The sequence below is a fragment of the Streptomyces sp. NPDC058195 genome, assembly GCF_042883525.1.
Classification (GTDB): domain Bacteria; phylum Actinomycetota; class Actinomycetes; order Streptomycetales; family Streptomycetaceae; genus Streptomyces.
In genome coordinates, this window is the sequence record NZ_JBHVVM010000023.1 from 86361 (window position 1) to 107407 (window position 21047).

A 21047-nucleotide genomic window follows, 5' to 3' on the forward strand; every position below is an offset into this window, starting at 1 on the left:
CCCGGGGGTGTCCCGGCCAGGGGCCCTGTTGTCCCCGCCCAGGGGGTGCCACGGTGGGTCCGTCGGGGGGGGGGGGGGGGGGGGCGACGGTTATCTGCCGGTCGCCCCGCCCTTCCTCAGTGCTGGGCTCTTCAGTGCTGGGCGCGGACGCGCCCCAGGGCCACTCGCCCGCCGATCTCCACCGTGCCGTCGGGGGCGGGGGCGGTGAGGATCTGGGAGCCTTGGCCCTGGGTGATGTTGAGGGCCCGGCCCAGTTCCGCGCTGAGCAGCAGCGCCGCCGCCCCGGTCGCCTCGTCCTCCACGATGCCGTCGTCACGCCGGGGGAAGGCCCGTGCCCGGACCCGGCCGGCCGCCTCGTCCTCCCAGGCCCAGGCGTAGAGCCAGCCCTCCCCCTCCGGCGGCCCGGCGAGCGCCTCGATCCCGGCGGCGGACGCGTACTGCTCCAGCGTGCGCGGGGGCGCCCACTCGGGGCGGGCGGTGATCCAGCTGAACTCGCCGTCCTGGCGGGCGAAGACCTCCCCGACCGGCAGCTCCAGCACCTCCAGGCCGAGCAGCCAGGCGGCACCGACGAGCGGGTGCCCGGCGAACGGGAGGCGGAGCCCGGGGGTGTAGATGTCGAGGTGCCCGCGCTCGGGATCGTCGACGAACACGGTCTCGCTGAAGCCGAGCCGGGCGGCCAGCGCCTGGCGGTCCGCCCGGTCCGGCCAGGCGCCGCCGTCGCGCACGACGCCGAGGGCGTTGCCGTGGCGGCCGTCGGGCCCGCAGAACACCCGCAGCACGTCGATGCCCGGGGGGATGCCGAAGTCACTCTCGTCCATCCCGGCATTCAAGCACCGCCCGGACGGCGGCCGTTCGGCCGGTCCGTCCGGGCGGTGCGGACGCGGGATCAGGAGGTACGGCGACGGCGGGCCACGACGACCGCTCCGGCACCGGCCGCCACGACCACGCCCGAGGCGGCGAGCAGGGCTCCGGCCGGAACGCCGGAGCCGGTGGAGGCGAGCGCGCCCGCCCCGCCGACGGAGCCGCCGCCCACCGAGCCGCCCGCGAGGCCGTCGGCCGTCCCGGACCCGCCGGTGGCCGGGGTGGCGCCGGCCGGGCCGGTGGCGCCCGGGAGTTCGGCGTCCTTGTCGAGGGCGACCGCGACGGTCAGCGCGTCGAGCTTCTCACCGGCCCCGTACATGCCGCCGAACGCCTTGGTGCCGTCGGCGGTGAGCGTCGCGGGGACGGCCGAGAGCCGCACCACGCCGTTCCTGGCGGCCAGCGCGCCACCGGGGAGCCTGAGGTCGGCGACGGCCAGACCGGGGTATGCGGAGACCTTCTTGGTGGTGCGGTCCTTGGTGGAGACGTCCGCGAACAGGGTGCCCCTGGTCCCGTTCACCCGGATCTCCATGCCGGTCAGGGAGAGGTCGAGGGTGTACGCGCCGTTCTCCTCGTGGCCCAGGAAGCGGACCGTGCCGTCGAACGCGGCGTTCAGGGTCTGCTTCTCCGCGTCGAAGCGGCCGGTGGCGTCGGGGAAGCGGTAGCCGTCGCCGGAGGCGGTGGCGCCCCCGGCCGTCTCGGCCTTCCCGTGGGCGATCGGGCCGGTGACGTACGTACGGAAGGACTCCTTGACGCCCCAGTCCAGGGTGCCGTCGAGGATCTCGCCCTGGACGGCGTCCGGCTTGCCGGTGCCCGGCCCGTCCGTCGCGGGCTTGCCGGTGGACGGGGCCGTGGGGGACGGAGAGGCGGGCGTGGTCGGCTTGGTGGTCGGCCCGGTGGAGGGCTCCCCGGTGGGCTCGGTGGTCGGGGGCGTGACCGCCTTCACCGAGAGGGTGGCCGGATCGAGCGCGTCACCCTCCTTGTACTGGCCGTTGAACGCCTCGGAGCCCGCCTTGGTGAGCGTCGCCGGGATGTCCGCGAAGACCATCGCGCCGCCCTCGCCCCGGCCCGGCTTGACCGCCGAGAGGTCGAGGTCGGCGAACGTCACGTCGTCGGCGGTGCCCTGCGGCGTGGTGACGTCGACGGTGATGGCGCCGCCGGTGCCGGTGGTGGCCAGCTTCACGTCGGAGAGCGTGATGTCGAGGACGCCGCCGTGGGCGGAGAAGTTGACCCCGCCCCGGAAGGCCGTGTCGGTGCCGTGCGTGGCCGTGTCGTAGGTGCCCTTGCCGCCGGAGAAGGTGAACACCCCGTTGCCGGGTGCCTGGACGGCACCGTCCTGGACGGTGATCTTCCCGCCGGAGAACGAGGAGGCGAGGTACGCGCGGAAGGACTCCTTGACGCCCCACTCCAGCGTGCCGTCCGTCAGGTCCATCGTCGGCGCGGTGGCGGAGGGCCTGCTGTCGGCGGCGCCCTCGGCGAGCGCCGGAAGGGCGAACACGGTGGCGCCCAGAGCGGCCGCGGTGGCGACCGCTGCGGTACGGGCTATGAGGCGGCGGGTTGCTGCCATGGTCGTGGATCTCCTCGGAAACGAAGGGGGGATGAGGGAGGGGGGACGAGAAAGGGGGGACGGGAGGCGTGCGGGACAGCCCTTAGGCGCCGGTCCGCGGCCTGCGGTGACGGCGGATCAGGTAGAACGCGCCAGCCGCTGCCACCAGCACCGTCGCGCCACCGGCGGCGAGGTACCCGGCGCGGCCCTCCGCGGCGGGAGCGGCGGAAGGGGCGGTGGAGGGCTCCGGCGACGGGGCCGGGTCGCTGCCCAGGTCGGGCAGGGCGGGCAGTTCGGCCGCGGCGTCGACGGCGACGGCCAGCGAGACCGGGTCCATCGCGGTGCCCGCCCGGTAGAGGCCGCCGAAGGCCTTCGCGCCGCTTGCGGTGAGGGTGGCGGGCGCCTCGGTGAGGACGGCCAGGCCGTTCTCTGGCGCGAGGTCCTTCGCCGGGAAGGTGATGAGCGGGACGGCCCTGTGCCGTTCACCGTCGCCGCGGACGTCGGCCAGGAGCGTGCCCCGGCCCGCCTCGATCCGGACCGCGACCGCCGAGAGTTCCAGGTCGAGCCCGTCGGCCGCGGTGAAGCGGACGCTGCCCGCGAACGTGGCGTCCAGGGTGCGCCCGGCCGGATCGTACGTGCCCGTGCCGCGCGGGAAGCGGAAGAGCGCCCCGCCGTCCCGGGCACCGTCGGCGAGGGTCCACTTCCCCTTGCCGACCTCGCCGGTGACGTACTCGCGGAAGGTCCGGCGCACCCCCCAGTCGACGGCGGCGTCCTCGATGTGCCCCGCGGCCTTCGCGGACTTCTCCGGCTTCGGCGCCGCCTTCCGCTCCGTCCCGGGGGACTTGGTGGCGGCGGGCTTCCCGGCCGGGGCGACGGTGTCCACGGAGAGGCTGACCGGGTCGAGCGGGGTGCCCGCCGGGTAGTAGCCCGCGAAGGCCCGCGCGCCCTGGGCGGTCAGGGTCGCCGGGACGTCCCGCAGGACGAGGGGGGTGGAGCCGCCCCGCATGTCGATCCCGGACAGGCTGAGCGTCGCGAGCGGCACCTGGGCGGTGGAGGTGACCCGGCCGCTGCCCCGGTCCTTGCTGACCATGTCCGCGTACAGGGTGCCGCCTCCCCCCGCGATGCGGACGGCGGGACGGCTGATGGTGAGGTCCAGTTCGTGACCGCCGCCGGACTTCCTGTGGCCGAGGAAGCGCACCCCTCCGGCGAAGCGCGCGGTGAAGTCGCCGGTCCTCGGGGCGTACGAGCCGGTGGCGGAGTGGAAGCGGAACTGACTGCCACCGGCCGTGGCGGCGCCGCCCGTCAGGCTCCAGCTGCCGTTCGCGACCGGCCCGGTGACATAGCTCTGGAAGGAGGACTTGATGGCCCAGTCCAGCCTGCCGCCCTGCACCGTACGGGCCGTCACCGCCTGCGCGGCGGTGGCCGGGAGCAGGACTCCCAGCACCGTCAGCAGCAACGTGACGGCGAGTGTGCGGGCAGGTCTGGGCGACAGCATGGAACCCCTCCGGAACATGGAAACTGAGGTAAGGCTAACCTAAGCTAAGCACGCTATGCGGAGGAACCCCTTCCGTCGCATCTGCTGACGAACCATGACCCATACCCCGCACGACAACAGGACGGTGCCCCGTGCGCTTCTCGCAGGACTTCGCCCCACCGGGCCGGGCTGGCCGGCAGCGGAGGACCGGACGGGCCCCCGCCCGCGGCCCGCTCGGCGCCCTGGCGGCCGGGCTCGCCCTGGCCCTGGCCCTGACCGGCTGCGCGGGCGGCGGCGCGGACGGCGCCGACAGCACGGCCCCGGCCGCCGGGAAGACCGCGGCCGACCGCGTCGAACCGCTGGCCACCACGCCGGAGCCGAAGCTGCCCGTCACCGTGCGGTCGGCGGACGGCACCGCGACCACCGTCACCTCGGCGGACCGGATCGTCCCGCTGAGCGGCGGCCTGAACGAGATCGTCTTCACCCTGGGCCTCGGGCGGAACGTCGTGGCCCGGGACATCACCGCCACCTTCGAGCAGGCCAAGGAGCTCCCGGTGGTGACCCGCGCTCATGACGTGTCGGCGGAGAGCGTGCTGTCCCTGCGGCCGACCGTAGTGCTCGCCGAGACCACCACCGGTCCGGCGGAGGCCGTCAGCCAGATCCGGGAAGCCGGGATCCCGCTCGTCGTCGTGCGGCCCGCCGGGCAGCTCTCCGACGTGGGCCGCCGGATCGGGGCCGTCGCCGCCGCCCTGGGCGTACCGGACGCGGGCACCGAGCTGGACGCGCGGACCCGGTCGCGCGTGGACGCCGTGCGCACGTCCGCACCGGCCCCCGCGGACGGACGGAAGAAGCCCCGGGTCGCCTTCCTCTATCTGCGCGGCTCGGCCTCCGTCCACCTGCTGGGCGGCCGGGAGTCCGGCGCGAGTTCGCTGATCGAGGCGGCGGGCGGCATCGACGCGGGCAAGGCGTCCGGACTGACGAAGGACTTCACCCCGATCACCAGCGAGGCCCTGGCGAAGGCCGCGCCCGACGCCTTCCTGGTGATGAGCAAGGGCCTCGAATCGGTGGGCGGTGCCGACGGGCTCCTGAAGCTTCCCGGCATCGCCGAGACCCCCGCCGGACTCGACCGGCGGATCGTCTCCATCGACGACGGGGTGCTGCTGAACTACGGGCCGCGCACCGACCAGGTGCTGGCCGGACTCATCGCGCAGCTCCACCCGGAGAGCGGAGCGGCACGATGACCACCGCTTCCCCGCCGCGCCCCGGTACCGACGCCCCCGGGGCTCCCGGTCCGCCGGAGCCCCGGCGCTCCTCCTCCTTCGTACTGACCGCCGGACTGATCGCCGCGCTGCTGGTGTGCTGCCTGGTCTCGGCCGGGACCGGCGCGTACGGCATCCCGCTCGGCGATGTGCTCGGCTCCGTGCAGCACCGGCTCGGCCTCGGCGGGGCCGCGCTGGACCGGGTCGGCGAGAGCGTGCTGTGGAACGTGCGGCTGCCCAGAGTGGTCCTCGCCCTGCTGGTGGGGGCGTCGCTGGGCTGTGCGGGCGCCCTGATGCAGGGGGTGTTCGGCAATCCGCTGGCCGAGCCCGGGGTGATCGGGATCTCCTCCGGTGCGGCGGTCGGCGCGGTCGGTTCGATCGCGCTCGGGCTGACCTTCCTCGGCAACTGGACCGTCACCGTCTGCGCGTTCGCCGCCGGGCTGGTGACCGTCTTGCTGGTGTACGCGCTCTCCCGGTCGGGCGGGCGGACCGAGGTGGTGACGCTCATCCTCACCGGGATCGCGGTCAACGCCTTCGCGGGCGCGCTGATCGGACTGTTCGTCTTCTTCGCCGACAACGCGCAGATCTCGCAGATCACCTTCTGGCAGCTGGGTTCACTGGCCCAGGCGACCTGGCCCAAGGTGCTCGCCGTACTGCCGTGCGCGCTGCTCGGGCTGCTCGTCGCGCCGTTCTACGCCCGGCGGCTCGACCTCCTCGCGCTCGGCGAGCGGCCCGCCCGGCACCTGGGCGTCGACGTCGAACGGCTCCGGGTGGTGCTGGTGCTGGTGGTGGCGCTGCTGACCGCCGCCGCGGTCGCGGTCGCCGGGATCATCACGTTCGTGGGACTTCTGGTGCCGCATCTGCTGCGGATGGCGAACGGCCCCGGTCACCGCTTCCTGCTCCCGGGCAGCGCGCTCGGCGGCGCCCTGGTGCTGGTGGCGGGCGACCTCGCGGCCCGCACCGTCGCCGCGCCCGCCGAGCTGCCGCTCGGTGTGCTGACCGCGCTCATCGGCAGCCCGTTCTTCTTCTGGCTGCTGCGCAGGACCCGTCGCAAGCAAGGTGGTTGGGCATGAAGGCCATGAAGGGCACGCGTACGCCGTGGAATCCGTTCCGGGTGCGGGAGCGGCGGCTGCCCGCCCCCTTCCCGCCCGGCTCCGCCGTCGCCGAGGCCCGCGGGCTGCGGGTGCCGCTGGGACGGCGGACGGTGCTGGACGGGGTCGACCTGGCCGTGTACGCGGGTGAGGTGCTGGCGCTGGTGGGGCCCAACGGAGCGGGCAAGTCGACCCTGCTGGCGGCACTGGCCGCCGACCTGCCCGCCGAGCGGGGCGAGGTCCTGATCGACGGGCGCCCGTGCGGCGCGTGGTCGGCCGCCGAGCTGGCGCTGCGCCGGGCGGTGCTGCCGCAGTCCGCCGCACTGTCGTTCCCGTTCCCGGTGGCGGACGTGGTGCGGATGGGGCGGGCGCCCTGGGCCGGTACGGAGCGGGCGGACGCGGACGAGCGGGCCGTCGCCGAGGCGATGGCGGCCACCGAGGTCACCCCGTTCGCCGGGCGCCCCTTCTCCGCACTGTCCGGCGGCGAGCGGGCCCGGGTCGCGCTGGCCCGCGTCCTGGCGCAGCACGCCCCGCTGCTGCTGCTCGACGAGCCGACCGCCGCGCTCGACCTCCGCCACCAGGAACTGGTGCTGAGGGTCTGCCGGGAGCGGGCCGCCGCGGGCGACGCGGTCGTGGTCGTCCTGCACGACCTGGGGCTCGCGGCGGCGTACGCGGACCGGGTCGCGGTGCTGCACGGCGGGCGGATCGCGGCGGTCGGGCCGCCCGCCGGGGTCTTCACCGGCGAGCTGCTCGGCGAGGTCTACCGGCAGCCGGTCGAGGTGTTCCCGCACCCGCGGACCGGGGCGCCGCTCGTCGTACCGAACCGGGACGCTTGACCTGCGCTTGACCTTTCCATGGGGCACCCTTGTGCCACTCGTGACCGGTCCGTTTCCGCGCTCGCGGGATGAGAGCTGAATCACTGCACGCGTGGGTGTCACTCAGGTAAGCCTCCGTTAAGTTAGGTCCGCCTCACCTGTCTTTGTCCGTTCTTCTCCCGCTTCTCTTCGTCCCCCTGTGGAGCCCGTATGCGAGCCGTTCGTTTCTCCGTCGTCACCGCTGCCGCCACGGTGGCCGCTCTGACCGCCGTCACGGGATGCGCGCAGAAGAGCGACGGCAAGGGCGACAAGGCCGTGGAGGTCATCGCGAAGGACGACTCCTGCGAGGTGTCGAAGAAGGAGCTGCCCGCCGGTCACATCGAACTGGCCGTGCAGAACAAGGGCTCCAAGGTCACCGAGGTCTACGTCCTGTTCCCGGACGACCGCATCGTCGCCGAGCGCGAGAACATCGGCCCCGGCACCAAGGCCACCATCACCGCCGAGATCAAGGCCGGTTCGTACGAGATCGCCTGCAAGCCCGGCATGAAGGGCCAGGGCATCCGCCAGAAGCTGGAGATCACCGGCGGCAGCGCGGCCAAGCGCAGCCCCGAGATGGACAAGGCCGTGGCCGGGTACCGCACCTATGTGCAGGCCCAGGCCGACGAGACACTTCCGAAGGCCAAGAAGTTCACGGACGCCGTCGCCGCCGGTGACATCGCGACCGCGAAGAAGCTGTACGCCGACTCCCGGCTCGGCTGGGAGCGCACCGAGCCGGTCGCCGAGTCCTTCGGTGACATCGACCCGAAGGTCGACATCCGCGAGGACGGCCTGGAGGACGGCCAGAAGTGGACCGGCTGGCACCGCCTGGAGAAGGCGCTGTGGCAGGACAAGAAGCTGGGCGCCGAGGAGAAGGCGCTCGCCCCGGTCCTCTACAAGGACCTGCTGGACTGGCAGAAGCGGGTCGGCACCGCGGACATCACCCCGACCTCGATGGCCAACGGCGCCAAGGAGCTCCTCGACGAGGTCGCCACCGGCAAGGTCACCGGTGAGGAGGAGCGCTACAGCCACACCGACCTGGTCGACTTCAAGGGCAACGTCGAGGGCGCCGAGAAGTCCTACGCGCTGCTGAAGCCGATCGCCGTGAAGAACGACGCCGCGCTGACCGCCACCCTGGACAAGCGGTTCGCCGAGCTGAACACGCTGCTGGACAAGTACCGCGAGGACAAGAGCTCCTACGCGTTCGTCTCGTACGACAAGGTCGGCAAGGCGGACCGCAAGGAACTGTCGGACGCGGTCAACGCCCTGGCCGAGCCGCTCTCCCGGCTCGCCGCCGCGGTGACGAAGTAACGAGCCGAAGGGCTTTGGCCATGTCCGAACAGAAGCAGTCCGGCGCCGCCCCGGAGCAGGCCCCCCGTACCGCCCCGTCCCGTACCGTCCCCTCCCGCCGCGCGCTGCTCGGCTGGGGCGGCGCGGGGCTCGCGCTGGGCGCCGTCGCGGCCGGTGGCACGGCCGCGGCGATGCGCGGCGGCGACGACGCGGTACCGGCCGCGGACAGCGGTGCGGCCGTGCCGTTCCACGGCACGCACCAGGCCGGGATCGCCACCGCCGTACAGGACCGGCTGCACTTCGCCGCGTTCGACGTGACGACCGAGGACCGCGCCGAGCTGATCGCGCTGCTCAAGGAGTGGACGCGGGCGGCGGAGCGGATGACCGCGGGGCACGCGGTGGGCGACGGCGCGTACGGCGGGCTCGCCGAGGCCCCGCCGGACGACACGGGCGAGGCGCTGGGGCTCAAGCCGTCCCGGCTCACCCTCACCATCGGCTTCGGCCCCTCGCTCTTCGCCAAGGGCCGGTTCGGCCTGGAGGACAAGCGGCCCGAGGCGCTGGTCGACCTGCCGAAGTTCCCCGGCGACAACCTCGACGCCGCGCGCAGCGGCGGCGATCTCTGCGTCCAGGCGTGCGCGGACGACCCGCAGGTCGCGGTGCACGCCATCCGCAACCTGGCCAGGATCGGCATGGGCCGCACCGCGATCCGCTGGTCCCAGCTGGGCTTCGGCAAGACGTCCTCGACGACGCCGGACGCCCAGACCCCGCGCAACATGATGGGCTTCAAGGACGGCACCCGGAACATCTCCGGAACCGACACCGCCGCCCTGGACGAGCACGTGTGGGTCGGCGGGAAGGACAAGGCGGGCTGGATGACCGGGGGTTCGTACCTGGTGGCCCGCCGCATCCGGATGCACATCGAGACCTGGGACCGCGCCCCGCTCCAGGAGCAGGAGGACGTCTTCGGCCGCGACAAGGGCGAGGGCGCCCCGGTCGGCAAGTCCAAGGAGCGCGACGAGCCGTTCCTGAAGGCCATGCTGCCCACGGCGCACGTACGGCTCTCCCACCCGGACAGCAACGACGGCGCGACGATCCTGCGCCGCGGCTATTCGTTCACCGACGGCACGGACGGCCTCGGCCGCCTCGACGCCGGGCTGTTCTTCATCGCGTACCAGCGCGACACCCGCAGGGCGTTCATCCCGCTCCAGCGTCGCCTGGCGGCGCACGACGCACTCAACGAGTACATCCAGCACGTGGGTTCGGCGCATTTCGCCGTCCCGCCGGGCGTCCGTGACACGGACGACTGGTGGGGCCGGGCGCTGTTCTCGTAACGGGACTCGGGACAGAAGGAGAACCGAAACGTGTTCAGCAACTTCCTGATCGGCCTGCGCGAAGGCCTTGAGGCCAGCCTGGTCGTCTGCATCCTCATCGCCTATCTGGTGAAGACCGGCAACAAGAACAAGCTGGTGCCGATCTGGACCGGCGTCGGGATCGCCGTCGCGGTCAGCCTGGCGTTCGGCGCCGGGCTCGAGTTCGGCTCGCAGGAGATGACGTTCAAGGCACAGGAGGCGCTCGGCGGTTCGCTGTCGATCATCTCGGTCGGACTGGTCACCTGGATGGTCTTCTGGATGCGGCGCACCGCGCGCCATCTGAAGACGGAACTGCACGGCAAGCTGGACGCGGCGCTCGCGATGGGCACCGGCGCGCTGGTCGCCACGGCGCTCCTCGCGGTGGGCCGCGAGGGCCTGGAGACCTCGCTGTTCGTGTGGCGTGCGGTGCACGCGGCGGACGACGGCTGGCACCCGATGATCGGCGCCCTGCTCGGCATCGCCGCGGCGGTCGTGCTGGGCTGGCTGTTCTACCGGGGTGCGCTGAAGATCAACCTGTCGAAGTTCTTCACCTGGACCGGCGGGATGCTGGTGATCGTCGCCGCGGGTGTGCTCGCGTACGGCGTCCACGACCTCCAGGAGGCGGAGTTCATCGGCGGCCTGCACAACCGGGCCTTCGACATCAGCGGCGCGATCCCGCCGGACAGCTGGTACGGCACGCTCCTCAAGGGCACGTTCAACTTCCAGCCCGACCCGACCGTCCTCCAGGTCACGGTGTGGGCGCTGTATCTGATCCCCACCCTCGCGCTGTTCCTCTCCCCGGTAGGGTTCGGACGGTCAGTGGGGGCGACGGATCAGAAGGCGCGGAAAGCAACGGATGAGAATCCTGAGGCCGATTCGGCTGGCGACGGGGCTCGCGGCGGCGACGGTGCTGTCGATGACGGCGAGCGGCTGCGTGACGGTGCACGGCGAGCTGGCAGTGGTACCGGCGGCCACCAGGGCTGAGGCCGCGCAGGCCCTGAAGGACTTCACCACCGCGTACAACGCGGCGGACAAGGCCTACGACCCGGCCCTCGACGCGGACCAGGTCACCGGCTCGCTCGGCGCGATCAACCAGGCCGGGCTGAAGGCGCGGCAGAAGAGCCGCCCGGACGGCAACCCGGACCACAAGCCGCTCGAACTGACCGACGCCACCTACCTCATTCCGAAGAAGGCGGGCTGGCCGCGCTGGTTCCTCGCGGACACCGACTCCGACCGCGACCAGGACAGCGGGAAGCTCGACACCCGCTGGCTGATCGTCTTCGTCAAGTCCGGTCCCGGCGACGGCTGGAAGGCCGCCTACCTGTCGGTCGTCGCCCCCGGCCAGCTGCCCGCCCTCGCCCAGGACGCCGACGGTTCGGCCCGGCCGGTGGCCGCGGACAGTGCCGCGCAGGCGGTGGCGCCGAAGGACCTGAGCGCCCAGTACACGCAGTACCTGCAGAAGGGCAGCCCGGACGTCTTCGCCCCGGGCTCCGCCACCTCGGGCTGGCGGGAGACCCGCCGGACCACGCGGCGGGCGGGCTTCTCGTACCAGTACATCGACCAGCCGCTGAACAGCGGTGCGTTCGGTCCGCTCGGCCTGGAGACGGAGGACGGCGGAGCACTGGTCTTCTTCAGCAGCAAGCACTTCGAGCAGCAGACCGCGGCGAAGGGGCTGCGCCCGCCGCTCGACGAGGACGTGGAGGCGCTGCTGACCGGTGAGGTGCGGTCCACCCTCACCAAGGAGCGCATCTCCAGCGAACTGGTGTACGTCCCGAAGAAGGGCTCGTCGAAGGACGGCGGCAAGGTCGTCGTCCTGAACCGGCTGCCGGGCCTGACCGCCGCGAAGGGCTCCTGACGGGGCTGGCCCCGGTCCCGGTCACGGCCCGCGGGACATCGCCCCCCTCAGGAACTCAACGGCTCAACGGCCAGGCCACCGCGTCGTGGTCCAGTTCGCTCTGGTCGGCCGCGTCGGCGTACTGCGCGCAGGCGTCGGTGAGCGTTTCCAGCAGGGTCAGCGGATCGGGCAGCGGGTGCTCCGGTCCGCGCAGCCACGCCACGTCCAGCTCGCCGGGGAGCCGGGCGGGCGGCAGGAGCACGTAGCTGCCGCGGCAGTGCCAGCGAAGCCCCGGATGCTCGTCCATCGTCTCGGGGTGGCAGTCCAGCTCGCACGGCCACCACTCGTCCTCGTCCTCGGGTGTGCCGCGGGTGGCGGTGAAGAAGAGCATCCGGTCGTCGCCGGACCGGGCGACGGGGCCGACCTCGATGTCCGCGGCGAGGAGCCGCTCCAGCGCCTGGCTGCCCGCGGACAGCGGTACGTCGAGGACGTCGTGGATCATGCCGGTCGCGGTGATGAAGTTGGCCTGCGGCTGGCTGCGGGCCCAGCGCTCGATCTGTGCCTGGTCGGTGGTGGACTGCGTCTGCCAGGCGAAGGAGAGGGGGTGCCGCGCGGGGGTGGGACAGCCGATGCGTTCGCAGGAACACCGGTACCCGACGGGGTGGGCGGCCGGCGCGATCGGCATTCCGGCTTCGGCGACGGCGAGGAGCAGCGCCTCCCGGGCGGTGTCGTCGACCTCGCTCTGCTGCGGTTTGGGTCGGCGGCGAAGCCAGTGGGAAAACTTGCTCTCTGAGCCGCGATAACGGCCGAAATCGGCGCCCATCAATCCCCTCACCTCAAGGTTGCCCATGCCCATGGTCCCACCATCCTGCGCTCCGGGTGGCCGGACTCCGGAAGCGGGGTACGGATGACCATCCGACGAACCGGGCGCTATACACGCCCTTGTCATGAAATGAGTGGTCCGTCCTTGGGGTCGGCCCGTGCGGGGCGGGGTCCGGGCCGTCGCCCGCCGTTGTTCCCCGGGTGGGCGGAACCACCCGATCGGATCACTGTTCGTGGCCGCCCGCAGAGCGGACCATGGGCTCACGCACCGATCCGTGCGCTGTCCGGCAGGCGATCCCTGCCTTTCGTGAGGAGCCTTCCTTGCCTCGTGAAGCCACACCCCGCCGCTACCTGATGTGCGCGCCCACGCACTTCAGGGTGACGTACTCCATCAATCCCTGGATGGACCCCAGCAAGCCCGTGGACCTCGCGCTGGCGCAGACCCAGTGGGAGGACCTGCGCGACCGGTACCGCGCCCTCGGGCACACCGTGGAGCTGCTCGACCCCCGTCCGGAGCTGCCCGACATGGTGTTCGCCGCCAACGGGGCCACCGTCGTCGACGGCCGGGTGCTGGGGGCCCGGTTCGCGTACCGGGAGCGGTACGAGGAGGCGGGGGCCCACCGTGCGTGGTTCCGGGCCCACGGCTTCACCGAGATCCACGAACCGGACCACGTGAACGAGGGCGAGGGCGACTTCGCGGTCACCGCCTCCTACGTGCTGGCCGGGCGGGGCTTCCGGTCCAGCCCGCTCTCGCACGGGGAGGCGCAGGAGTTCTTCGGGCGCCCGGTGATCGGGCTCGATCTGGTCGACCCGCGCTACTACCACCTGGACACGGCGCTGTCGGTCCTCGACGGGGCGGGTGACGAGGTCATGTACTACCCGGGGGCGTTCTCGGCCGGCAGCCGGGCCGTGCTGGCCCGGCTCTTCCCGGACGCGCTGATCGCCCGGGAGGAGGACGCCGCGGCGCTCGGGCTGAACGCGGTGAGCGACGGGCGTCACGTGCTGCTGCCGCAGGGGGCGACGGGGCTCTTCGACCCGCTGCGGGCGCGGGGCTTCGAGCCGCTGCCGATGGACCTGGGCGAGCTGCTGAAGGGCGGCGGCAGCGTGAAGTGCTGCACGCAGGAGCTACGGGGGTGAAGGGGCGGGCGGCCCTCCCCGGCCCGGCGGGACCGGGCCGGGGGGGGCCGCTCAGGCGTCCTCTCCGGGCGGTGGCCACGCGTCGCCCCACGCGGTGTCCCGGGCGGCCCGGTACAGCGCGCCGTGGCGCTTGGTGACCGTGTCGCGCCGCAGGCCCTCCTCGCGGGTGCACAGGTCGAGCAGGACCTGGCCCTTACGGATCTGGGGCTTGCGGGTGACCCGGGCCGGGACGGGCCCGGCCGGGAAGCGGGTCGCCACGACGTAGCTGAACTTCTCGTCCTCGTACGGCAGTGAACCGCCCTTGACCTGGCGGTGCAGCGAGGAGCGGCTGACCCGGGCCGCGAAGTGGCACCAGTCGCTGCCCGGCTCGATGGGGCAGGCGCCGCTGTGCGGACAGGGGGCGGCGATCCTCAGCCCGGCGGCGGTCAGCCGGTCGCGGGCCTCGATGATCCGGGCGTAGCCGTCCGGGGTGCCGGGTTCGACGATCACCACCGCCTGCGCGGCGGCCGCGGCGGCGTCGACGAGCGCGGTGCGGGCGTCCGGGGTCAGCTCCTTGAGCACGTAGGAGACGGTGACCAGGTCGGCGGGGGCCAGGTCGAGGCCCGCGCCGATCCGGGCCCGGCGCCATTCGGCGGCGCGCAGGGCGGGGACGCCGGAGAGCCCGGCCAGTTCACGGCCGAGGGCGAGCGCGGGCTCGGCCCAGTCCAGCACGGTCGTCCTGGGCCCTTCCCAGGCCCCGGCCACGGCCCAGGTCGCGGCTCCGGTGCCGCCGCCGACGTCGGTGTGGGTGGCGGGCACCCAGTCGGGGGCGGCGGCCCGGAACGCGGCGAGGGCGGACCGTGCCGCTTCGAAGGTGGCGGGCATGCGGTACGCGGCGTACGCGGCGACGTCGGAGCGGTCGCGGAGCACCGGGACGTCGGTCGGGGTGGTCCCCCGGTAGCTGGCGATGAGCCGGTCGACGGCCTGGGCGGCCTGCCTGGGCGGCAGCCCGTCGAGCAGTCCGGCCAGAGCCGCGCGCAACGTTTCCGCGAGAGGAGGGGTGGCGTTCACCGGCGAATTGTAGGCAAAGAAGACGCACCCACCACCGCCGCGCTATCCGCGTAGAACTACGGGGAATCCGAACTGCCGAGATGGGTGCGCAAGTTGCTACGCTGACCGCCGCGAGGTCGGGATGCCCATCGAGGGGAACCATGAGACAGAAGATCGTGCGCCTGGTTCTGGTCGGCGGAGTGCTCGTGCTTGCCCTGCTCCTGCTGCTCGCCACCTGTGGCAGCGGCGCGAAGAGCAAGGACGAGCCGGAGAAGCACGCCGAGAAGGCCCCGGCCGCGGTGACACAGCTCACCGTGCCCGCCGCCTACTCCACCGAGCGCGGCTGGGAACTCATCGGGACGTCGCCCGACTACGCGGTCTCCCGGACCACGGGCGGCCTCGCGTATCTGGTGCGGATGTCACAGGGCAAGTACCAGCTGCGGACGATCGATCCGAAGACCGGACGGCCCGGCTGGCACGGCGACAGCTGGCGGCCCCCGTCGCCGAACAAGTTCCCCCGCCTTCTCGTGGTCACCGTCGATGACCACGAGTACTTCGTCACCTGGGCGTACGGGAAGGTCGGCGAGAACGCGCTGACCCCCGCCGACACGATCGTGTCGCTGGATGTGTACGACGTGGAGGACGGCTCGCGGCGCCGGGTCGAGGTGCCGTGGAGCTCGGTCCCGACGGTCTCGACGACCGGCCCCGGCATCCTGGTGAGCGACGGCCGGACGAACAGCGCGGTGATCGATCCGGTGACCGGCCGGATCACCAAGGTCGAGCCGTCCTCGCTCAAGTACCCCAAGGGCTGCGCGACCTGCAAGCAGCTCACCGAGATCCGCGGGCTGACCGGGAAGGGCCTGCTGGTCAGCGGGTCCAAGGAGTTCTGGGTGCAGGGCGGCTGGTACAGCCGGAAGGTCGCGCCCAAGGGCACCGACCGGGCCAGCGGCATCCCGACCTCGTTCCTGCCGGGGCTGATCCTGGCGAAGTGGCAGCTCGCGAAGGGGGCGAAGCTGGCCGCCACCCACGACATGTGGGCGGTGCACGACGCGGAGACGGGCAAGCTGCTGGCCTCGACGCAGTGCAGCAAACCCGCGATCAAGCCGGGGCAGTACCCGCAGCTCGTCGCGGCCCCCTCGGGGTCGTACCTGGTGGCCGGGCCGCTCGCCTTCGACCTGGCCACGAAGCGGGGGTTCTGCTTCGAGGGCGCCGACGGCGCCAAGCCGCTGACGCTGGCCTCGGTGAACGACGAGGGCACCGCGTACGGCGCCTCCAGCGTGCGCAACGCGGCGGATGTGCTGGCCGGCCACGGCGCCCCGGTCGCGGTGGCGGTCCGCAGCGGTTCCACGGGGGCGCTGCCGTCGAACGTCCTGGTGCCGGGCATGGAGACCTCGGACGGGGTCGGCCTGTTCCGCTGGACCGACGAGAAGGACCGGCCGCACCTGATCGGCTACCCGCGCTCGTCCTAGAGGGTCTCCTGGGAGGTGCCCGCCCGCTGCCACGGGCGGCACATCCCGAGGAACGCGGCCATCGCGCCCACCCCGCACACCAGCTGCACCACGGCCATCGGAACGGCCGTGTCCTGGCCCGCGATGCCGACGAGTGGTGAGGCGACGGCTCCGATCAGGAACGACGAGGTGCCCAGCAGCGCGGAGGCGGAGCCCGCCGCGTGCCTGGTCCGCATCAGCGCCTGGGCGTTCGTGTTGGGCGTCGCGAGCCCCATCGCCGACATCAGCACGAACAGCCCGGCCGCCACCGGGACCAGGCCGACGTCGCCGAAGACCCCGGAGGTCATCAGCAGCAGCGCGGTCGCCGCCAGCACGATGACCGAGAGCCCGACGGTGAGCACCTTGTCCAGGCTGAACCGGCCGACCAGCAGCTTGCCGTTGATCTGGCCCACGAGGACCAGGCCGACCGAGTTGACGCCGAAGAGCAGGCTGAAGGTCTGCGGCGAGGCCCCGTAGATCTCCTGCATGACGAACGGCGAGGCGCTGATGTAGGAGAAGAGGACGGCGAAGGCGAGGCTGCCCGCGATGGTGTAGCCGGTGAAGACCCGGTCGGCGAGCAGTCCGCGCATGGTGCGCAGCGCTTCGCCGATCCCGCCGGTGTGCCGCTCCTGCGGCGGCAGGGTCTCGTGCAGCCACTTCCAGACCACCAGGGTGAGCGCCAGGCCGACGGCGGTGAGGACGGCGAAGATCCCCCGCCAGTCGGTGAACCGCAGCACCTGCCCGCCGATGAGCGGGGCGATGATCGGGGCGACCCCGGAGATCAGCATCAGGGTGGAGAAGAACTTGGCCATCTCCACGCCGTCGTACAGGTCGCGGACCACGGCGCGGGCGATGACGATGCCCGCGGCACCGGCCAGGCCCTGGAGCGTGCGGAAGGCGATGAGGAGTCCGGCGGTGGGGGCGAAGACGCAGATCGCGGTGGCGACGACGTAGACGATCATGCCGAGGAGCAGCGGTGTGCGGCGGCCCCAGCGGTCGCTCATCGGGCCGACGACGACCTGCCCGAGGGCCATGCCGGTGAGGCAGGCGGTGAGGGTCAGCTGGACGGTCGAGGCGGGGGCGTGCAGGGACTCGGTGACCGCGGGGAGGGCGGGGAGGTACATGTCCATGGAGAGCGGCGGCAGCGCGGTGAGACCGCCGAGGACCAGGGTGACCAGGAGTCCGGTGCGCCGGGTCGCGTCGGCGCCCGGGGTCCGGGCGGGGGTGCCGGTGGTTTCGGGGCCGGTGGTTTCGGGGCCGGTGGCCTCGGTTCCGGCGGTCGGTATGGGGGGTATTTCCGGCTGGGTCCGGCTCGCGCCGTGCTCCGGCATGCTCATCTCCATGTCGTTGAATCCGCATCTATGCTCTCAGCTCAGCCGGACAGAACGAACCTCTGGGGAGTGGGCATGACAGGCGTGAGCGGTGTGGTGCGTTGGGGTGTGCTGGCGACCGGCGGGATCGCCGCGACGTTCACCGAGGATCTCCGGTCGATGCCGGGCATGGAAGTGGTCGCCGTCGCCTCCCGGACACAGACCTCGGCGCGGGCGTTCGCGGACCGGTTCGGGATACCCCGGGCGTACGGCGACTGGGCCGGGCTGGCCGCCGACGAGGAGGTGGACGTGGTGTACGTCGCCACGCCGCACTCGGCGCACCGGGAGGCGGCCGGGCTCTGCCTGGAGGCGGGAAAGCCCGTGCTGTGCGAGAAGGCCTTCACGCTCAACGCCCGGGAGGCGCGGGAGCTGGTGGAGATCGCCCGGGAGCGGGGGGTGTTCCTGATGGAGGCGATGTGGACGTACTGCAACCCGGTGATCCGGCGGATGACGGAGCTGGTGCGGGACGGGGCCATCGGCGATGTCCGTACCGTGCAGGCCGACTTCGGGCTCGCGGGCCCCTTCGGCCCCGGACACCGGCTGCGGGACCGGGCACTGGGGGGCGGCGCGCTGCTGGACCTCGGGGTCTATCCGGTCTCGTTCGCTCAGTTGCTGCTGGGTGAGCCGGACCGGGTGCAGGCCGACGCGGTGCTGTCGCCCGAGGGTGTCGATCTGCACACCTCGATGCTGCTGGGGTGGTCGGAGGCGGGCGCCTCGGCGCTGCTGAACTGCTCGATCGTCGCGGACACCCCGCAGACCGCCGCGGTCTCGGGCACGCGGGGCCGGATCGAGTTCCCGCGCGGCTTCTTCTACCCGGAGCGGTTCGTGCTGCACCGGGAGGGCCACGAGCCGGAGGAGTTCACCGCCCCGGCCGGCACGGAACTGCGCGGGATGCAGTTCGAGCAGGCCGAGGTGGCGCGGGCGCTGCGGGCGGGCGAGGCGGAGTCGCCGCTGGTGCCGCTGGACGGTTCGCTCGCCGTGATGCGGACGCTCGACGCGGTACGTGAGCGCATCGGCGTCCGCTACCCGGCGGACGGCCTCACGCGGGGGTGAGGCCCTGGTCGCCGACCTCGGTGACGAAGGAGGCGGCGGTCGCGAGGGGCGCGCCGGGGGTGGTGACGGCGGACACCGTGCGGTAGTCCGCGCGCGCCGCCTCCCGGCCGAGGGTGACGACGGCGTAGCCGCGGCGGCCGTTGAAGAACTTCATGTGGGGGTTGGCCCGCATCTGGTTGTTCCAGCTGCCGGGCCTGTCCGAGCCGTCCTTGCCGCTGGTGACGGAGGTGGCGACGATCTCGGTGCCCACGGTGCGGGAGCCGGGGTCGTCGAAGTCCCGCTTCAGGTCGAATCCGTAGCCGACGTGCACATCGCCGGTCAGCACCATCAGGTTGTCGATCCCGGCGGCCTCGGCGCCCTTGAGGATGCGGCCCCGGGAGGCGGGGTAACCGTCCCAGGCGTCCATGGACAGCTTGAAGGCGTCGGTGGGCACGTCGCGCCGCTGGGCGAAGGTGACCTGCTGGGGCAGGACGTTCCAGGTGGCCCGGGAGGCGTGCCAGCCGTCGATCAGCCAGCGCTCCTGGGCGGCGCCGGTCATGGTGCGCGCCGGGTCCTCGGACTCCGGTCCGGGGGTCTGCCAGCCGTCGCCGTACGCCTGGTCACTGCGGTACTGGCGGGTGTCGAGGATGTCGAACTGGGCGAGCTGGCCGAACTGGAGGCGCCGGTAGAGCCGCATGTCCGGGCCGGTGGGGCGCTGCGGGGTGCGCAGCGGCTGGTTCTCCCAGTACGCGCGGTAGGCGGCGGCGCGGCGCAGCAGGAACTCGGCGGGCGGGAGGTCGTTCTCGGGGGTGTCGCCCGCGTAGTTGTTCTCGGTCTCGTGGTCGTCCCAGGTGACGACGAAGGGATGCGCGGCGTGGGCGGCGCGCAGGTCGGGGTCGGACTTGTAGAGCCCGTACCGCAGCCGGTAGTCCTCCAGCGTGACGGTCTCCCGGTTGAAGTGGGCGGGGAGCCGCCGGTCGGTGTAGTTGCGGGCGCCGCCGGTCGCGTTGACGGCGTACTCGTACAGGTAGTCGCCGAGGTGGAAGACCACGTCGACGTCCTCCTGGGCGAGGTGCCCGTACGCGGTGAAGTAGCCGTCGTGGTAGGCCTGGCAGGAGACGGCGGCCAGGCTGAGCGCGCTGTTGCGGGCGCCCCGGGCGGGGGCGGTACGGGTCCGGCCGACCGGGCTCGTCCAGTGGCCCGCGCGGAAGCGGTAGTACAGGACCTGGCCGGCGTCGAGACCCTTGGCCTCGACCCGCACGCTGTGGTCGAACTCCGGGTGGGCGGTGGCCGTTCCGCGCCGTACGACGCGGCGGAAGCGCTCGTCGCGGGCGAGTTCCCAGCGCACCTGGACCCGGGCCCGGGGCAGTGCGCTGCCGGGCTCGTAGGGGCGGGGCGCCAGCCGGGTCCACAGCAGGACGGAGTCGGGCAGCGGGTCACCGGAGGCGACGCCGAGGGTGAAGGGATCCTCGGTGATCTTCCTGGCGTCCAGCTCGGCGGCGCTCGCGGAGCCCGCGGCGGGCAGGTTGACCGAGAAGGCGAGCACGGCGGCGGCGCCGGTGACGGTCAGGAAGCGGCGGCGCCCGATCTGCTCGGCGGCCCGGCGCAGCTCCCGCTGCTGGCGTGATGAGGACGATCCTGTCATCTGTCCCTCCCCTGTCCGGTGGTGTACGCGGCCAGTCCACCGGTCCCGCGCATCGAACGGCTGTCGTGCTCGCGTCGTCCGGACGTCGGGCGGATGAGGAATGGGGAAGGGCGTACGCTGCGGCGGCATGAGCAACAAAGTGTTGAACTCCGGTGCGGGGGCGGCGTCGAGGGCCGCGGTGGTGACGGGGGCGGGTTCGGGGATCGGCCGCGCGGTGGCGCTCGCGCTGACCGGGGCGGGCTGGTCGGTGGCGCTCGCCGGACGGCGCCCCGGACCGCTCGCCGAGACCGCCGAACTGGCCGGGGAGAATGCCCGGGTCATCACGGTACCTTCCGATGTGTCCCGATCCGAGGATGTGGACGCGCTCTTCTCCTCGGCGCGGGAGTGCTTCGGCCGCCTGGACCTGCTCTTCAACAACGCCGGTACGTTCGGACCGCGTTCGGTCCCGGTGGAGGAACTGTCCGCGGCGGACTGGCGTGCGGTGGTGGACGTGAACGTGACGGGCGCGTTCCTGTGCGCGCAGGCGGCGTACCGGCTGATGAAGGACCAGGACCCGCAAGGCGGGCGGATCATCAACAACGGCTCGGTCTCCGCCCACGCGCCGCGCCCGCACTCGGTCGCGTACACCACGACCAAGCACGCCATGACGGGGCTGACGAAGTCGCTGTCGCTGGACGGGCGTCCGTACCGGATCGCCTGCGGGCAGATCGACATCGGCAACGCGGCCACGGACATGACGGAGCAGATGCGGACCGGCATCCTCCAGGCCAACGGCGCACTCGCCGCCGAGCCGGTGATGGCCACGGCGGACGTGGCCCGGACCGTGCTCCACATGGCGGAACTGCCGCTGGAGGCCAACATCCAGTTCGCGACGGTCCTGGCGACGGCGATGCCGTACGTGGGCCGGGGCTGACACGGACGGGTGAAGCGGGGCCGCACGAACCGGGACGGGACGGACACACGCCTGACGATC

The 21047-nt window shown here is 72.8% G+C and carries 18 protein-coding genes; 11 read left to right on the forward strand and 7 right to left on the reverse strand.

The features are described from left to right. Positions 1 to 131 precede the first annotated feature (131 nt). The 3 genes from ACFVWY_RS25820 to ACFVWY_RS25830 form a co-directional block, all read right to left on the reverse strand. The gene (locus ACFVWY_RS25820) at positions 132 to 818 is read right to left on the reverse strand and encodes a PhzF family phenazine biosynthesis protein (RefSeq protein ID WP_389876662.1); all 687 of its coding nucleotides are present in this window, start codon (positions 816 to 818) and stop codon (positions 132 to 134) included. A 68-nt stretch (positions 819 to 886) separates the two neighbouring features. Beyond that, positions 887 to 2425 (reverse strand): HtaA domain-containing protein, encoded by a 1539-nt coding sequence (locus ACFVWY_RS25825; protein ID WP_389876663.1) that lies wholly within the window; start codon positions 2423 to 2425, stop codon positions 887 to 889. Positions 2426 to 2507: 82 nt separating this feature from the next. Further along, positions 2508 to 3899 carry an HtaA domain-containing protein gene (locus ACFVWY_RS25830; RefSeq protein WP_389876664.1) on the reverse strand — a complete coding sequence of 464 codons (1392 nt, stop codon included), beginning with the start codon at positions 3897 to 3899 and terminating at the stop codon, positions 2508 to 2510. A 131-nt stretch (positions 3900 to 4030) separates the two neighbouring features. On the opposite strand from ACFVWY_RS25830, the gene ACFVWY_RS25835 reads away from it, so the two are divergent. From ACFVWY_RS25835 to ACFVWY_RS25865, 7 genes are all read left to right on the forward strand, one after another. After that, the gene (locus tag ACFVWY_RS25835; protein WP_389876666.1) at positions 4031 to 5119 is read left to right on the forward strand and encodes a hemin ABC transporter substrate-binding protein; all 1089 of its coding nucleotides are present in this window, start codon (positions 4031 to 4033) and stop codon (positions 5117 to 5119) included. Further along, the gene (locus ACFVWY_RS25840) at positions 5116 to 6210 is read left to right on the forward strand and encodes a FecCD family ABC transporter permease (protein ID WP_389876667.1); all 1095 of its coding nucleotides are present in this window, start codon (positions 5116 to 5118) and stop codon (positions 6208 to 6210) included. The genes ACFVWY_RS25835 and ACFVWY_RS25840 overlap by 4 nt, the downstream gene beginning before the upstream one ends. A 5-nt stretch (positions 6211 to 6215) precedes the next feature. Next, positions 6216 to 7064 (forward strand): heme ABC transporter ATP-binding protein, encoded by an 849-nt coding sequence (locus ACFVWY_RS25845; RefSeq protein ID WP_389876726.1) that lies wholly within the window; start codon positions 6216 to 6218, stop codon positions 7062 to 7064. Between the two features lie 189 nt (positions 7065 to 7253). Then, complete coding sequence (gene efeO / locus ACFVWY_RS25850) at positions 7254 to 8390, forward strand: iron uptake system protein EfeO (RefSeq protein ID WP_389876669.1); 1137 nt, start codon at positions 7254 to 7256, stop codon at positions 8388 to 8390. Between the two features lie 20 nt (positions 8391 to 8410). Then, positions 8411 to 9700 carry an iron uptake transporter deferrochelatase/peroxidase subunit gene (gene efeB, locus ACFVWY_RS25855; protein WP_389876671.1) on the forward strand — a complete coding sequence of 430 codons (1290 nt, stop codon included), beginning with the start codon at positions 8411 to 8413 and terminating at the stop codon, positions 9698 to 9700. A 30-nt stretch (positions 9701 to 9730) separates the two neighbouring features. Then, positions 9731 to 10702: an iron uptake transporter permease EfeU gene (gene efeU / locus ACFVWY_RS25860; RefSeq protein WP_389876672.1), complete on the forward strand. Its 972-nt coding sequence runs from the start codon at positions 9731 to 9733 to the stop codon at positions 10700 to 10702. Next, positions 10635 to 11573, forward strand: coding sequence for a hypothetical protein (locus ACFVWY_RS25865; RefSeq protein WP_389876728.1), 939 nt, complete (start codon positions 10635 to 10637; stop codon positions 11571 to 11573). The genes efeU and ACFVWY_RS25865 overlap by 68 nt, the downstream gene beginning before the upstream one ends. Before the next feature lie 55 nt (positions 11574 to 11628). On the opposite strand, the gene ACFVWY_RS25870 is transcribed toward ACFVWY_RS25865, so the two are convergent. Continuing rightward, positions 11629 to 12375 (reverse strand): bifunctional DNA primase/polymerase, encoded by a 747-nt coding sequence (locus tag ACFVWY_RS25870; RefSeq protein ID WP_389876673.1) that lies wholly within the window; start codon positions 12373 to 12375, stop codon positions 11629 to 11631. Positions 12376 to 12695: 320 nt separating this feature from the next. Here ACFVWY_RS25870 and ddaH point away from each other — a divergent pair, with 320 nt between their 5' ends. Then, a complete protein-coding gene (gene ddaH / locus ACFVWY_RS25875) occupies positions 12696 to 13511 on the forward strand; it encodes a dimethylargininase (RefSeq protein ID WP_389876674.1) in 816 nt (271 codons plus the stop codon). A 51-nt stretch (positions 13512 to 13562) separates the two neighbouring features. On the opposite strand, the gene ACFVWY_RS25880 is transcribed toward ddaH, so the two are convergent. Continuing rightward, positions 13563 to 14561, reverse strand: coding sequence for a small ribosomal subunit Rsm22 family protein (locus ACFVWY_RS25880; RefSeq protein ID WP_389876676.1), 999 nt, complete (start codon positions 14559 to 14561; stop codon positions 13563 to 13565). Positions 14562 to 14701: 140 nt separating this feature from the next. Here ACFVWY_RS25880 and ACFVWY_RS25885 point away from each other — a divergent pair, with 140 nt between their 5' ends. After that, the gene (locus ACFVWY_RS25885) at positions 14702 to 16009 is read left to right on the forward strand and encodes a hypothetical protein (protein WP_389876677.1); all 1308 of its coding nucleotides are present in this window, start codon (positions 14702 to 14704) and stop codon (positions 16007 to 16009) included. Here ACFVWY_RS25885 and ACFVWY_RS25890 read toward each other — a convergent pair. Continuing rightward, the gene (locus ACFVWY_RS25890) at positions 16006 to 17358 is read right to left on the reverse strand and encodes a multidrug effflux MFS transporter (RefSeq protein WP_389876679.1); all 1353 of its coding nucleotides are present in this window, start codon (positions 17356 to 17358) and stop codon (positions 16006 to 16008) included. The two genes, ACFVWY_RS25885 and ACFVWY_RS25890, sit on opposite strands and share 4 nt — an antisense overlap. A 75-nt stretch (positions 17359 to 17433) precedes the next feature. Between ACFVWY_RS25890 and ACFVWY_RS25895 the strand changes: the two genes are divergently transcribed. Further along, positions 17434 to 18450 carry a Gfo/Idh/MocA family protein gene (locus tag ACFVWY_RS25895; protein ID WP_389876681.1) on the forward strand — a complete coding sequence of 339 codons (1017 nt, stop codon included), beginning with the start codon at positions 17434 to 17436 and terminating at the stop codon, positions 18448 to 18450. On the opposite strand, the gene ACFVWY_RS25900 is transcribed toward ACFVWY_RS25895, so the two are convergent. Further along, positions 18437 to 20074, reverse strand: a complete 1638-nt coding sequence (locus ACFVWY_RS25900) for an alkaline phosphatase D family protein (protein ID WP_389876683.1) — start codon at positions 20072 to 20074, stop codon at positions 18437 to 18439. The genes ACFVWY_RS25895 and ACFVWY_RS25900 overlap by 14 nt on opposite strands. A gap of 127 nt (positions 20075 to 20201) precedes the next feature. On the opposite strand from ACFVWY_RS25900, the gene ACFVWY_RS25905 reads away from it, so the two are divergent. Continuing rightward, positions 20202 to 20987, forward strand: coding sequence for an SDR family oxidoreductase (locus tag ACFVWY_RS25905; RefSeq protein ID WP_389876685.1), 786 nt, complete (start codon positions 20202 to 20204; stop codon positions 20985 to 20987). The last annotated feature ends 60 nt before the right edge of the window (positions 20988 to 21047 follow it).